This window comes from Corynebacterium sp. HMSC14H10 (genome assembly GCF_001807105.1).
In the GTDB taxonomy this organism is placed as follows: Bacteria; Actinomycetota; Actinomycetes; order Mycobacteriales; family Mycobacteriaceae; genus Corynebacterium; species Corynebacterium jeikeium_D.
This window is the reverse complement of sequence record NZ_KV787440.1, coordinates 34325-47904: the sequence shown is the minus strand read 5'-3', so window position 1 is coordinate 47904 and position 13580 is coordinate 34325. Positions and strand designations below refer to the sequence as shown.

The 13580-nt window shown below is 58.6% G+C and carries 13 protein-coding genes; 8 read left to right on the top strand and 5 right to left on the bottom strand.

From position 1 onward, the window contains the following. Positions 1 to 79 precede the first annotated feature (79 nt). Together HMPREF3135_RS08040 and HMPREF3135_RS08035 are read right to left on the bottom strand one after the other, a co-directional pair. Positions 80 to 403 (bottom strand): WhiB family transcriptional regulator, encoded by a 324-nt coding sequence (locus HMPREF3135_RS08040; RefSeq protein ID WP_016422117.1) that lies wholly within the window; start codon positions 401 to 403, stop codon positions 80 to 82. 137 nt (positions 404 to 540) lie between these two features. Further along, complete coding sequence (locus HMPREF3135_RS08035; RefSeq protein WP_038629374.1) at positions 541 to 909, bottom strand: DUF5319 domain-containing protein; 369 nt, start codon at positions 907 to 909, stop codon at positions 541 to 543. Between the two features lie 263 nt (positions 910 to 1172). Here HMPREF3135_RS08035 and guaB point away from each other — a divergent pair, with 263 nt between their 5' ends. The 4 genes from guaB (at position 1173) to guaA (ending at position 7357) form a co-directional block, all read left to right on the top strand. Beyond that, positions 1173 to 2702: an IMP dehydrogenase gene (gene guaB, locus HMPREF3135_RS08030; protein WP_016422119.1), complete on the top strand. Its 1530-nt coding sequence runs from the start codon at positions 1173 to 1175 to the stop codon at positions 2700 to 2702. A gap of 50 nt (positions 2703 to 2752) precedes the next feature. After that, positions 2753 to 3901, top strand: coding sequence for a GuaB3 family IMP dehydrogenase-related protein (locus HMPREF3135_RS08025; protein ID WP_016422120.1), 1149 nt, complete (start codon positions 2753 to 2755; stop codon positions 3899 to 3901). 119 nt (positions 3902 to 4020) lie between these two features. After that, positions 4021 to 5769 (top strand): FAD-dependent oxidoreductase, encoded by a 1749-nt coding sequence (locus HMPREF3135_RS08020; RefSeq protein WP_049169947.1) that lies wholly within the window; start codon positions 4021 to 4023, stop codon positions 5767 to 5769. 13 nt (positions 5770 to 5782) lie between these two features. Further along, on the top strand, positions 5783 to 7357 hold the full coding sequence (gene guaA / locus HMPREF3135_RS08015; RefSeq protein ID WP_070429826.1) for a glutamine-hydrolyzing GMP synthase: 1575 nt from the start codon (positions 5783 to 5785) through the stop codon (positions 7355 to 7357). Positions 7358 to 7361: 4 nt separating this feature from the next. Here guaA and HMPREF3135_RS08010 read toward each other — a convergent pair whose 3' ends face one another. Next, positions 7362 to 8123, bottom strand: coding sequence for a hypothetical protein (locus HMPREF3135_RS08010; RefSeq protein ID WP_016422123.1), 762 nt, complete (start codon positions 8121 to 8123; stop codon positions 7362 to 7364). 65 nt (positions 8124 to 8188) lie between these two features. Between HMPREF3135_RS08010 and HMPREF3135_RS08005 the strand changes: the two genes are divergently transcribed. The 3 genes from HMPREF3135_RS08005 (at position 8189) to HMPREF3135_RS07995 (ending at position 11070) form a co-directional block, all read left to right on the top strand. After that, positions 8189 to 8494 (top strand): antibiotic biosynthesis monooxygenase family protein, encoded by a 306-nt coding sequence (locus HMPREF3135_RS08005; protein WP_038629377.1) that lies wholly within the window; start codon positions 8189 to 8191, stop codon positions 8492 to 8494. A 216-nt stretch (positions 8495 to 8710) separates the two neighbouring features. Continuing rightward, positions 8711 to 9406 carry a hypothetical protein gene (locus HMPREF3135_RS08000; protein WP_049169941.1) on the top strand — a complete coding sequence of 232 codons (696 nt, stop codon included), beginning with the start codon at positions 8711 to 8713 and terminating at the stop codon, positions 9404 to 9406. Beyond that, on the top strand, positions 9406 to 11070 hold the full coding sequence (locus HMPREF3135_RS07995; RefSeq protein ID WP_049169939.1) for a Y-family DNA polymerase: 1665 nt from the start codon (positions 9406 to 9408) through the stop codon (positions 11068 to 11070). The genes HMPREF3135_RS08000 and HMPREF3135_RS07995 overlap by 1 nt, the downstream gene beginning before the upstream one ends. A 40-nt stretch (positions 11071 to 11110) precedes the next feature. Here HMPREF3135_RS07995 and HMPREF3135_RS07990 read toward each other — a convergent pair whose 3' ends face one another. Further along, complete coding sequence (locus tag HMPREF3135_RS07990; protein WP_049169936.1) at positions 11111 to 11791, bottom strand: AMIN-like domain-containing (lipo)protein; 681 nt, start codon at positions 11789 to 11791, stop codon at positions 11111 to 11113. A 165-nt stretch (positions 11792 to 11956) separates the two neighbouring features. Here HMPREF3135_RS07990 and HMPREF3135_RS07985 point away from each other — a divergent pair, with 165 nt between their 5' ends. Continuing rightward, a complete protein-coding gene (locus HMPREF3135_RS07985) occupies positions 11957 to 12868 on the top strand; it encodes a sucrase ferredoxin (protein ID WP_049169934.1) in 912 nt (303 codons plus the stop codon). 24 nt (positions 12869 to 12892) lie between these two features. On the opposite strand, the gene HMPREF3135_RS07980 is transcribed toward HMPREF3135_RS07985, so the two are convergent. Beyond that, the gene (locus HMPREF3135_RS07980; RefSeq protein WP_246818327.1) at positions 12893 to 13525 is read right to left on the bottom strand and encodes a methionine ABC transporter permease; all 633 of its coding nucleotides are present in this window, start codon (positions 13523 to 13525) and stop codon (positions 12893 to 12895) included. Positions 13526 to 13580: the final 55 nt, after the last annotated feature.

Sequence of the window (13580 nt, the reverse complement as noted above, 5' to 3'; positions counted from 1 at the left end):
GAGCGGACACACTTTTTGTCACTTAACCCAGCATTTTGGTTTTTATGTGAACTGGCTGGAGTCCGAGAGAGGAGAGGGACTACATGGCAGTAACTAGAACGCGTTCAAGTTCGCGTTCACGTGCGGCCGGCTTAGCTCGAAGGATTTCATTTCGTTCAGATTCGCTGAGACCGCCCCAGACACCGTATGGCTCACCAACCTTGAGTGCGTGACTACGGCACTGCATAAGAACAGGGCAAGAACGGCAGATAGCCTTCGCACGGGCTTCACGCAGGCTGCGTGCGCGTCCGCGCTCGCCTTCCGGGTGGAAGAAGGTCGCGGAGTCCTGCCCGCGGCAAGAGCCGTGCAGCTGCCAATCCCACAAATCCGCATTGGGCCCGGGCAAGTGGTCGATGTACGTCATCGGAATTGATGTCTCCTTCATTGAGCTTTCTTGAAGCAGTGAGCTCAAGTGTGGAGGCCAACAATGAACGGTTGGTAAACCTAAGGAGGCCAGCCGGGATACTACGCAAACAATTCCGTCAAACTCTTACCAAATTTTTAGAAACGGCCAGGTCGTCGAGAACGCAGACCGTCGACAAAGCCTGCGCAGTAGTCCCATGGGGCGTAACGGGAGGGGTCTGGATCGAATTGTGGCTCGTGAACCGGAGATGCCTGTCCAGACAGGAGCATCAGGTAGTGGTTTTCCAAAACCTCCCAGTTGTAAAAGTGCTCGTCACCGCAGTCCTCACACAACATACAGACGCCCAGTAATCCCTCTGGGCTCAAAGCGGTACGGAATAGGCGAACTGCGGCCAGATCTTCAAGAACCTCTCGACGTTCCTGGTCTGTCAGTGGAGCAAACGGCTCATCCGGCTCGAGAAAGCTTGCCGGGTCATTGGGATCTCCTTCGAACGGATCCCGCGGCATGGATGAGAAAAAGTTGTGGTTCACAACCACTACCGTAACAGCTCTGTACGGCAATCCTGTCGATTGGCGATGCACTTAGTTGGGGTTTAGTTCACCTTGGAATAACCCTCAGCTAGCTTTCGGCTAACCCTTGTCGGGCACCTGTCGCTCCGCCTAATTGTCGCGTTTCATCACTGAAGGACTACCCTGTATATAACGTTTGGCAACCACGAAGCGATAGCGCCCCTGGCCGGATGTCGGCAAGGGTGGAGCAGGAGGAGTCCATGACCAACCCCACGGGAATTAGCCTCGGCGGAGACAATCCCAACAAGATTCCACTAGTCGGCCTTACATTCGATGACGTCCTGCTGCTGCCGGATGCTTCGGACGTTATCCCCTCCGGCGTTGATACTTCGACGCAGCTCACTCGTGAGCTGCGTCTGAACATTCCGGTTGTGTCCGCTGCTATGGACACCGTCACCGAGGCCCGCATGGCTGTTGCCATGGCCCGCCAGGGCGGTATGGGTATCCTGCACCGCAACCTGTCTATCGAGGAGCAGGCTCAGCAGGTCGAGATTGTGAAGCGCTCTGAGGCTGGCATGGTGTCCGACCCGGTGACCTGTTCCCCGGATGACACCATCGCCGAGGTAGATGCCAAGTGCGCTCGTTACCGCATCTCGGGCCTGCCGGTCGTCGATAAGGACGGCAAGTTGGTCGGTATCTGCACCAACCGTGACATGCGTTTTGAGGCAGACCTGAACCGCAAGGTTTCCGAAATCATGACCCCGATGCCGCTGGTCGTGGCTGAGCAGGGTGTGTCTGGCGATGCGGCGCTGAACCTGCTGCGCGCTCACAAGGTGGAGAAGCTGCCGATTGTCGATGGCGAAGGCCGCCTGACTGGTCTGATTACCGTCAAGGACTTCGTCAAGAAGGATCAGTACCCGAATGCTTCCAAGGATGGTTCCGGCCGTCTGCTGGTCGGTGCTGGTATCGGTACCGGCGAGGACTCCTGGAAGCGCGCGCACGCATTGGCTGACGCAGGCGTAGACGTGCTCGTTGTTGATACCGCTCACGCCCACAACTCAGGTGTACTTGAGATGGTCTCCCGCGTTAAGAAGGAATTCGGCGAGAACATCCAGATTATCGGCGGCAACCTGGCTACCCGTGGCGCTGCACAGGCCATGATTGACGCGGGTGCAGATGCCATCAAGGTCGGTATCGGCCCAGGCTCGATTTGCACCACTCGCGTTGTCGCAGGTGTGGGCGCCCCGCAGATCACCGCCATCATGGAAGCCTCTGTCGCAGCTAAGAAGGCTGGCGTTCCGATTATCGCCGATGGCGGTATGCAGTTCTCCGGCGACATCGCCAAGGCTCTGGCAGCCGGTGCATCCTCCGTCATGCTCGGTTCGATGCTGGCAGGTACCGCTGAGGCTCCGGGTGAGGTCACCTTCGTCAACGGCAAGCAGTACAAGATGTACCGTGGCATGGGCTCGCTGGGTGCTATGCAGGGCCGCGGCCTGACCGGTGAGAAGCGCTCCTACTCCAAGGACCGCTACTTCCAGGCTGATGTCAAGAGCGAAGAGAAGCTGGTTCCGGAAGGCATTGAGGGGCGTGTTCCGTTCCGCGGCAGTATCGACTCCATCGTTCACCAGCTGGTCGGTGGTCTGCGTGCAGCTATGGGCTACACCGGTTCCGCTACCGTCGAGCAGTTGCACGACGCACAGTTCGTCCAGATCACCGCTGCAGGCCTGCGCGAGTCGCACCCGCACGATATCCAGATGACTGTCGAAGCGCCGAACTACTACCAGCGCTAAACTGGCTTAGTCGAGTTAAATTCCACGGAAAGGGCATGTGAGGAAAGCTCATGCGCGACATCGTTGAAATCGGTATTGGCCGCGAGGCACGCCGGACCTACGAGTTGGACGATATTGCACTCGTTCCCACTCGGCGTACCCGGTCGTCCAAGGACGTCGATACCTCCTGGCGAATTGACGCCTACGATTTCGAACTCCCGATGATGATGCATCCGACAGATGCCATCGCCAGCCCGGAATCCGTCGCTGAGTTTGCTCGCCTGGGCGGTTTGGCGGTTCTGAACGCCGAGGGTATCTGGGCCCGTCACGCCGATGCGCAGGACAAGATCGCCGAGCTGGTGGAGTTGGCAAAGAATGCCGCCACCAAGCGTGAATCCGAGGCAGTGAACCGCAAGCTGCAGGAACTGCACTCTGCTCCAATTGATACTGACCTGTTGGTTGAGCGCATCAAGGAGATTCGCGCAACCGGCGCGATTACTGCAGTTCGTGTCTCCCCGCAGCATGCCCGTGAGCTGGCTCCGCTGGCTATCAAGGCCGGCATCGACTTGTTGGTTATCCAGGGCACGCTGATTTCCGCAGAGCATGTCACGGCTCAGGGTGAACCGTTAAACCTCAAGGACTTCATCGGCAGCCTGGACGTTCCAGTTATCGCCGGTGGCGTTGTCGACTACCAGACTGCGCTGCATCTGATGCGTTCAGGTGCCGCTGGTGTGATTGTCGGTACGGGCTTTACGACGTCCCCGGATGCGCTCGGTATCGATGTGCCAATGGCTACCGCTATTGCGGATGCTGCAGCTGCTCGTAAGGACTACCTCGATGAGACCGAGGGGCGCTACGTCCACATCATTGCCGATGGCGGCATTGATACCGTCGGTGACATTGCCAAGGCAATCGCCTGCGGTGCGGATGCTGTGGCACTGTCCAGTGTGCTGGCAACCGTCCACGAAGCTCCGGGGCAGGGCTACGCCTGGCCGTCTGTTGCGGCACACCCGAAGTACCCGCGCGGTGCGGTGTGGCCGGTCGTCGACGATGAGAAGGAATTGGTCAGCCTGGAAGAGGCTCTGTTTGGCCCTTCCGCTTCGCCGTTCGGTGACCGCAATCTCGCCGGTGGCCTGCGTCGCGCAATGGCAAAGTGCGGCTTTACCAACTTGAAGTCCTTCCACCGCGTTGAGCTGTCGGTACGTCCGAAGGGTTTTTAATTAAAGTAATCGGATAGTTTTTTCGCAAAACTACCTTACTGAAAAGCCACCTCCGCTTAGGGTTAGGAACATGAGTTCCGCGCATTAGCGTTACGCCCTTAGAGAAGGTGGCTTTTCCCATGAGTAAACAACGTGATTTCGATGTTGTAATCGTCGGTTCCGGTTTTGGTGGTTCTGTTTCTGCTTTGCGGTTGACCGAAAAGGGCTACCGAGTGGCAGTTCTCGAAGCTGGTCGACGGTTCGAAGATAAAGACTTTGCCAAGACCAGCTGGCGGCTTCACAAGTACCTGTGGGCTCCCAAGCTGGGACTCTTTGGCGTCCAGCGCGTGCACATGTTGAAAGATGTCATGATTCTCGCTGGTGCCGGCGTCGGCGGTGGTTCTCTTAACTACGCAAACACTCTGTATAAGCCGGGCACTGAATACTTCCAGCACCGTCAGTGGGGGCACATTACCGACTGGGAGTCAGAACTCACTCCGCACTATGACAATGCATCTCGCATGCTCGGGGTGGTCACCAACCCATCCGACACGCCTGCCGACGTCGTCATGCGTGAGGTAGCCGAAGATATGGGAGTGGGCCATACTTTCCGCTCGACTCCGGTGGGTGTGTTCTTCGGAGCCAAGACAGGTGGACAGGGTGCGCCAGGGCAAACAGTTTCCGATCCTTACTTCGGGGGGATTGGCCCGGACCGTACTGCTTGTACGGAATGTGGTGAGTGCATGACTGGTTGCCGTCACAATGCCAAGAACACCCTGGTTAAAAACTACCTCTACTTGGCGGAGAAGTTCGGTGCGCAGGTCTTTGACCGCACTACCGTTACTGGCCTGCATCCTCAGGCTGATGGCTCCTGGGTTATTGACACTGAGCGCACTGGCCGTTGGGTAGCTAAGGGCAAGCAGCAGTTTAGCGCTAAGCGCGTCATTCTCGCCGCCGGTGCCTGGGGCACCCAGAATTTGCTGCACCGCCAGCAGGCCGATGGGCACTTGCCGCTGCTGCCGAAGTCTTTGGGCAAGCTGACCCGCACCAACTCCGAGGCTATTTTGGGCGCGATGGGTACGAAGGTGGACCCGGAAAATGACTTCTCTAACGGTGTAGCCATCACTTCGTCATTCTTCCCAGACGAGGACACCCATATCGAGCCAGTGCGCTACGGTAAGGGCTCTAATGCCATCGCAATGCTGCAGATGATTATGACCGAAGGAGGTCGTCGGACTCCGCGATGGTTGCAGGCTGTGGGAACCGTCGTAAAGCATCCTAACTACCTGACGCAGCTCGTGAATCTGCGTAAGTGGTCGCAGCGCACCGTGATTTCTCTGGTGATGCAGAATCGCGACAACTCGATTACGACGTACCTGCAAAAGATCGGGCCGGTGCGTTTCCTGATGAGTAAGCAGGGCGAGGGGGAGCCGAATCCGACGTGGATTCCGTCGGGTAACGAAGCTACGCAACGTGCGGCGGACAAGCTCAGTGCACGTGGTCGGAATGGTCGTGTGCTGGCTGGGGGCACTATCGGTGAGTTGGCAAACATTCCTTTGACAGCTCACTTCATTGGCGGCGCAACGATTTCGGATTCACCCGAAAACGGCGTTGTTGATCCGTACTTGCGTGTGTGGGGTTACCCGACGCTCTCGATTCACGACGGTTCGGCGATGGCAGCCAACCCGGGAGTGAACCCGTCACTGTCGATTTCCGCGAATGCGGAGCGTGCAACGTCGCTGTGGCCGAATAAGGGTGAGGAAGATCAGCGTCCGGCGCAGGGTGAGTCCTACGTGCGCCTGGATCCGATTGCTCCGGTGAACCCGGCTGTGCCGGAAGATGCTCCGGCTGCACTGAACCTGGGTATGCCCGCAGTCCGTAAGTCTTGATAAGCTTTAGGGCGTGTCTGAACAGGTGACTAAGCCCGTCCTCGTCGTGGACTTCGGTGCGCAGTATGCGCAGCTCATCGCGCGACGTGTGCGCGAGGCAAAAATTTATTCCGAAGTGGTCTCGCATGATGCGACGACCGAAGAAATTAAGGCCAAGAACCCGGCCGCGCTGGTGCTGTCCGGCGGCCCGTCCAGTGCCTACGCCGAAGGTGCCCCGAAGCTCAACCCAGAGTGGCTTGAGCTGGGCATTCCGGTGTTTGGTATTTGCTACGGCTTCCAGGCGATGACTGAGGTGCTCGGCGGCACGATTGCTGCTACCGGTGACCGTGAGTACGGCCGCACGCAGCTGAACGTCGTCGATGGTGGCGGTGTCGCTCACACTGGTGTGCCGGAGACACACGAGGTGTGGATGAGCCACGGTGACGCGGTGTCTAAGGCACCGGAGGGCTTCACCGTTACGGCGTCCACCAAGGGTGCTCCGGTAGCGGCTTTCGAGTGCTTGGAAAAGCGCATGGCCGGTGTGCAGTACCACCCGGAGGTCAACCACTCGCCGTATGGTCAGCAGGTTCTGGAGAAGTTCCTGTATGAGATTGCTGGCCTGGAGCCGGACTGGACTGCCGCTAACATCGCGGAAGAGCTGATTGAGCAGGTCCGTAATCAGGTCGGTGAGACCGGTCGCGCAATTTGCGGTCTGTCTGGCGGCGTTGACTCCGCAGTTGCCGCCGCACTTGTGCAACGCGCTATTGGTGACCGTCTGACCTGTGTCTTCGTCGACCATGGGCTGCTGCGCCAGGGCGAGCGCGAGCAGGTTGAGAAGGATTTCGTTGCCGCAACTGGTGCGAAGCTGATTACCGTCGACGATTCCAGGGTCTTCCTGGATGCTCTGGCTGATATCACCGATCCGGAGACCAAACGTAAGACCATCGGCCGTGAGTTCATCCGCTCCTTCGAGCGCGCTGTCGCACAGGCGCTGGAGGGCGCTCCGGAGGGCGAGACCGTGGACTTCCTGGTCCAGGGCACCCTGTACCCGGATGTGGTTGAGTCCGGTGGCGGTTCTGGTACCGCCAACATTAAGAGCCACCACAACGTCGGCGGTCTGCCGGATGACGTTGAGTTCACCCTCGTTGAGCCGCTGCGCCTGCTGTTCAAGGACGAGGTCCGTGCGGTCGGCCGCGAACTGGGGCTGCCGGAAGAAATCGTCGCTCGCCAGCCGTTCCCGGGCCCGGGTCTTGGTATCCGCATCATCGGCGCTGTCGATGAGGAGCGTCTGGATACCCTCCGTCGCGCCGACGCCATTGCACGCGAGGAAATGACGGCCGCAGGTATGGACGAGGTTGTCTGGCAGTGCCCGGTCGTCCTGCTTGCCGACGTCCGCTCGGTTGGTGTCCAGGGTGATGGTCGTACTTATGGCCACCCAATCGTGCTGCGCCCGGTTTCCTCTGAGGATGCGATGACCGCTGACTGGACTCGCGTTCCGTACGATACGCTGGAGAAAATCTCCACTCGTATCACCAACGAGGTGCCTGAGGTCAACCGCGTGGTCCTGGATGTGACTTCCAAGCCACCGGGAACCATTGAGTGGGAGTAAGCCACTAGTTGGCAAGGGCCGTGTCTGTGAGTTGTGCAAACTCGCGGGCACGGCCCTTTTCCGTCAGGGCCGAATTGTTCTTGGCGATGGTGATGCGCTTATCGGCGGCTAGGGTGTGGAGAGCTGCGCTCACGGTATCGTCGTCAAGCATGGCGAAATAGGGGAGCTGGTCGGTGAAGAAGACGTAGCCGTCGCGTAGACGTGCGATGAAGAGGACTGTGAGGATGCGGGCCTCTGGTGAGTCGGCGGGGTAGGGGCAGCGCTGGGCGAAATTGTCAGGAAGATGCGCGGCGAGAGGGAGGAATCCGAATTGCCGCGGCAGGATTGCGCAGGTAGCGGTGATGGCGGACAGAACTAGGGTCATTATGCAGGCGACCGGTGTAGAGGAAATTCGTTCGGCGACGGCGGCAATGATCCATGCTCCGGGGAAGATGAGCAGCACGCTTATACTGCTATTCCACGAGATGTCGTTTGGTGACTCACGCATCGGCTCTGCGAAGTAGGAGGGCCGAGTTTCTTTGGTGGGTGTTTTTGCCTGGCGCACGAAAAGTGTGGTGCCGATGAGTACCAGTAAAAGCGCTATCATGATCCACCAGCCAATGGAGCCGATGATGTGGGCTTTAAGCAATGCGAGCAGTGCGATCACTGCGGTGGTGACGCCAATTGCCGTCCCCAGGCGCACGGGACTATTGATAAATTTTGTCGTGCGTTCGGCCCCGTCTTGGTAAGAGCCTGAAGAGTGTTGGTGCCGGCTGGAATCTGTCATACTTCTTAAGTTTAGTAGCGATGGAACTATAGATTGTTGAGAGTTGTGTGGCTAGTGTTAAGGCCATGAGCATTGTAAAAATTAACGCTATTACCGTTCCTGAGGGTGCGGGAGAAGAGCTCGAACGTCGCTTTTCCGCTAACTCTTCAAAGATGACCGATGTGCCGGGTTTCATTGGTTTCCAACTGCTGCGTCCGACTGCAGGAGAGAGCCGCTACTTCGTCTTTACCGAGTGGGAGAGTGAGGAGGCCTACCAGGGGTGGCGTGAGGGCCGTGCCTTCAAGGCTTCGCATGAGGGCGAAAAGCGCAAGCCGGTGTCGTCGTCGGCTGATTTGCTCGAATTCGATGTAGTTCTCGATGTGAAGGCCTAAGTAGTACGAAATGTAGTACTCGGCTGAGGTTAGAGCGTCGCGCGGTGGTGTGCGGCGCTTTTCTTCGCGCATTAATATCGAACGTACGTGCTATTTAGGGTAGTGTTTAATCCGCTTGTTGGGAAAGAATATTCGAGCAGTGTTCGTGGTGGGCAGGGCAGTGGGGATGGCAGTGAGATGGCAGTGGGATAGCAGCGGGATGAGGTGGAACAAGAAGTGACAACGGCGGTCAATATTGCTGCGGGGCAGTCTAAGGAACAGACTATTGCGGCATTGCGGCAGGCGATGGCAGCCCAGTCTGGTGGGACTGCAACTGGTGCAACCTTTGGGCTCGGTGAGGCTCTGCCGGTGCCGGAGGCGTTGGAAAATACGTTGGCGGGAGTAGTGCGAAAAGGGGCTGTCAGTGTCATTGAACAGCCCGGTGCGGTATTGGCAGGTCTAATCGCGGAAGTTACGAAGACAGGTCATGTTGCGCTAGTTGGACTCGCTGAACAGGGGTTGCTCTCCGTGGTGGAGTTGGGCGGGAAGCTATCGAACATTGTCTGTGTGCCAGATCCTGGAATGCAGCCGCTTGAAGTAATTGGGCTGTTGGCGGACGGCGTTGACTTGGTGGTGGCTTCGTTGGCGCGCACTCCGCCGCCGTCGCAGGCACGTCCGCTGCAGGCACGACTGCGCACGAGTGGTTGTGCTCTGGTTTTTGTCGGGCAGCAGTGGCCGGGCGCTGCTGCGGAAATTTCCAGCTCTGTCGCTGGTGTTTCCGGGCTTGGCACTGGTTATGGCCGGATTCGAGCAGTGGATTACCAAGTCAGTGTGTCGGGGACGCGGTTTCCGCGGAGGCAGTGCCGTTGGCGGGTGGGGGAACAGGTGGAACAGAACAATGTGGTCGCGTTTCCCGCGCAGAGGAGGTCCTAGTGGTAGCGGCGGAATCGAGCCGTGTGGTGGCGCTATGGCTTCCTGATTGGCCAGTGCAGGCAGCACATCTAGCATCTGTGACGTCGCAGGCTAATCCGCTCAGTCCAGTTGCGATTGTGGGTGATAGCGGAGTAGCTGCTTGTTCTCCGAGTGCGCGCCGTGCAGGGGTACGGCGCGGGCAAAGCCGTCGCCATGCGGAAGCGTTGTGCCCGGAGCTGGAGGTTGTCGAGGAAAGTGCGGTGCGCGACGCTGCAGAATTCGAGTCCGTGCTGCAACGGTTGGAGGCGGTGGCAGCTGGGGTCGAAGCTCTACGGCCAGGCTTGGCGGTTGTGGCAGCGCGAGGGGTAATGCGTTATTACGGCGGACAGGATGTGGCCTTGGAAAAGCTGCTTGATGCCGCTGCGGTACCGGGCGTGGACTGCAGCTTGGGGCTCGCGGACGATATTGTGACAGCTATTTTGGCAGCGCGCAGGGGAGTGCTGGTAGCTCCCGGGGAAGATGAAGGCAAAAGATTTCGGCAGGGAATCTCTCTGGTGGAGCTGAGGGCGGAAAGTGCACTGGAGATGCCCGCAGAGCTTGCGAAGTCGTGGCAGGAACTCGGCCTGCGCACATTGGGGGATGTCGCTGCGTTGCCTAAGCGGGATATAGCCAACAGGTTTGGGGCGCAGGGGGCTAGATGGCACGATTTGGCCTGCCGTGGGGAAGTGCGGTTGGTGGCACCGCGATCTTTGCCGCCAGGACTGGCGGTGAGCTACCAGTCTTGGGAGAGTCCACTCCGAAGAGTGGATGAGGCCTCATTCGTCGCGCGCTTTCTAGCTGGGCAACTGCATGAAAAACTCTTTAACCATGGGTATTCGTGTTACCGCTTAGCGGTGGTGGCGCAATTTAGTGACGGCTCAGAGGTGCGCAGAGTATGGCGCTGCACTGAGCCACTGGCAGAACAGACTACGGCTGACAGGGTTCGGTGGCAGCTCGATGGCTGGCTGAATAACAGGAATCGGCAGCAGCCACGAGGGGACAGCGGCACTGTTGCTGGAACTGTTGACGGCGCTGAGGAAAATGATGGAGATGACAGCCGCGGAATTGTAGAGCTGCAGTTAGAGCCACTGGATGTGGCCGCCGCCGGGACCGTAAAGCAGGATCTGTGGCACGGTAGTGATGATGCGCGAGCCAAAGCGCGCCGGGCTGCCGAGCGTGTGCAGGGGTTACTGGGGTCAGAGGCAGTACAGCAACCAATCATGCAGGGCGGGCGTGGCCCAGGGGAAAGAGTGGGATTTGTCGCTTTCGGAGAAAAACCCAAAAACACAAAAACCGCGGAAAATAATCAGCCGTGGCCGGGAGCCGTTCTTGCTCCCAATCCGGCAACTATTCCCGCGACTGCTAATGCTGAGGTGGAAGTGCTCGATGACAATGGGCAGACCGTGGGCGTAACTGGGCGAGCGACCATGACGGCGGAACCATCTCTGGTGCGGCATGGAGTGACAACGTACCGCGTGTCATCGTGGGCTGGGCCCTGGCCGATTGACGAGCGCTGGTGGGTACCCGATGAGGCTCGCCGAGCGGCAAGACTGCAAATCCGTGCGGTAGCGCATGACGGTACCATCGTCGCCTGGTTGCTCATAGGGCATGCCGGCGCATGGAGAATCGAGGGGGCTTACGCGTAGAGGCGTAGCGAGGGGCCGGCACCGGGGAGGGGCAACCCGATTACTTCGATTGGAAGTCAATAACCAGGCGGTTCGGGTTGTTCAACGAGAAAACCTTGAACGGGGTCTTATCGCCCTTGAGCCCGACGACATACTGAGTCTGTCCCTCGAAGGTTCCGGCGCCAACGACTTCCTTAATAACGGACGTCGATGTCGGCTTGACCGGGTCAGAGGGGAAGTCCTCCATCTGGAAATCAAAGGGGTAACCCATGCTCCGCAAGTCGATTACCAGCTTGGCTGTGCCGTCGACCGAAATCGGTTTGCCGGAGCCCTGTTGGGTCGGCACATCCTCGTAACGGACGAAATATCCCGGAGTGCCCTCGCCCGTGAGTTCAAAGACAATGCGGTCGTAACCGTCGTGGGAACCGACACGGACATCTTCAATACCCAAGTAAGCGCCATCGGAAGGGGCAGCTTCTGAGGAGGAACTATTGAAATCGCCCTCCGGAGCAGCATCGTCATCCATGGTGGTTTGCGCCGCCGCAGATGAGCTAGTGGAGCTGCTAGAGCTGCTTGACAAATCGGAGGTGCCAGCGGTTGAGTCAGTCTTCATAGACACTGCAGCAGCCGAGTCTGGGGATGAGTCAGAGGAGCAAGCGCCGAGAGCCAGGCCCAATGCGAGGCACAGGGATGCCGCGATACGGGTACGGGTGCGCGAAACATCCAGCGATTTCGTATTCATACGTCTGACGGTATGTGCGCAGTTACGGAATTTCAACAAGCTGAACTACAAAAGTCGAGGTCAGAAGTATTTGTTGTCAAAGTGTTGCACAATAGTAATAAAACAGGGGTGAACGCTGCGACCTAAGACCCAATCGCAGGGGGGCACTCAATTACGCTTAGGCGTATGAGCCAGGCCAAATTTGATACCACCTGTTCCGCTCAGATGACTGAGCCGCTTCCCGGTACTGCGAAGACCGGAAAGCTCTTTATTGCGTTGGAGCACCAACTCGGTTGGTCGCACGATATTTTTGACGGCGGGGTATGGGGAGCAGAGATCACCGGTCAGGTAGAGGCCTGGCTGTCTGAACGCGGCGGCGCGTTGCAGCTGATTCGAAAGCCAGGCCGAATCGGCCAGCAGCCGTGTGATGGCGTTAACGTCTATATCGCGCATTGTGAATCAGTGGATGGCTCTGAGGTTTTTCTCGAACATCGCATGGTTGCCGATGTTGAAGACCTGATGACTCTGGATATCCGCCCTGGCCAGCCCACCGAGGGGGCCACTCGTCTGGACCATCCACTGTTTCTCATCTGTACGCACGGTAAGCGCGATCGTTGCTGTGCGATTAAAGGTCGCCCGCTCGCTGCTGCGATGCACAATCTCTACCCAGAGGTTGTGTGGGAAACCTCGCACTCTAAGGGGCACCGCTTTGCGCCGGCCAGCGTGCTGTTGCCATGGAATTACAGCTTTGGACGTCTGAGTGCGGTGGATGCCAAGGGGGTCATCGAAGACGCTCAGCAGGGCATCGTGCATGCAGAGGGCTGCCGCGGCCGTGGTGTCTACACCCCGCAGGGGCAGGCGGCCGAGTTGGCTGTGCGTCGTCAAGCCGATACGTGGGGCGTAGATGATGTCGCACGCGTTGACGTCGACGGCACGACTGCAGTCGTCGCGCTTTACGACGGCCCCAGCGACCGCGACAAGGTCGTGGAATATGAAGTGGCCCTGGAGAAAATCACCACGGAAGGCGTTGTGTCTTCCTGCGGTGATGCTCCAGGGCCAAAGAAGGGCTGGGCTGCGGTCGAGGTAACCCGCCGCTAGCTAGTGGCTAGCTAATGTGCGCGGCTACCTGCGCATAATCTTCTTGGAGAGCCAGTTGCCGAAGATCTGCGCCAACTGGACGATGAAGATGATGACCAGGGTTGTCACCAGGGTGACGTTCCAGTCGAATGCCTGGTAACCGTAGGTGATTGCGAAGTTGCCCAGTCCGCCACCGCCGATGTAGCCGGCCATAGCTGACATGTCGACCACGGCGATGAATGCGAAGGTGTAGCCCAGTACCAGCGGGCCCAGTGCCTCCGGCACGACGACCGTCCGGATGATGCGCCACGGACTTGTGCCCATCGCACGGGCGGCCTCAATCACGCCGGGGTCGATGGACATCAAGTTCTGCTCCACCAGGCGCGCGATGGCGAAGGTGGCGGCAATCGACATGACGAACACTGCGGCTTCGGTGCCGATCGTGGTGCCGACCACGTTCTTTGTCAGTGGGCCGATGGCCGTAACCAGGATGATGAACGGGATTGGTCGAACAAAGTTAATCAGGACATTGAGGACCTGGTAGACAAACTTGTTGCGCAGTACGCCACCATCGCGGGTGGTGTAGAGCAGCACGCCGATTGCTAGACCTGCGACACCGCCAATCAGCATGGCGACACAGACCATGTAGAGCGTCTGGCCGAATGCCTCGCCCAGCATCGGGCCGAGGCTATCCCAGTTGGTGTCCTTGCCACTCACCGATGGCAGAGAGTTT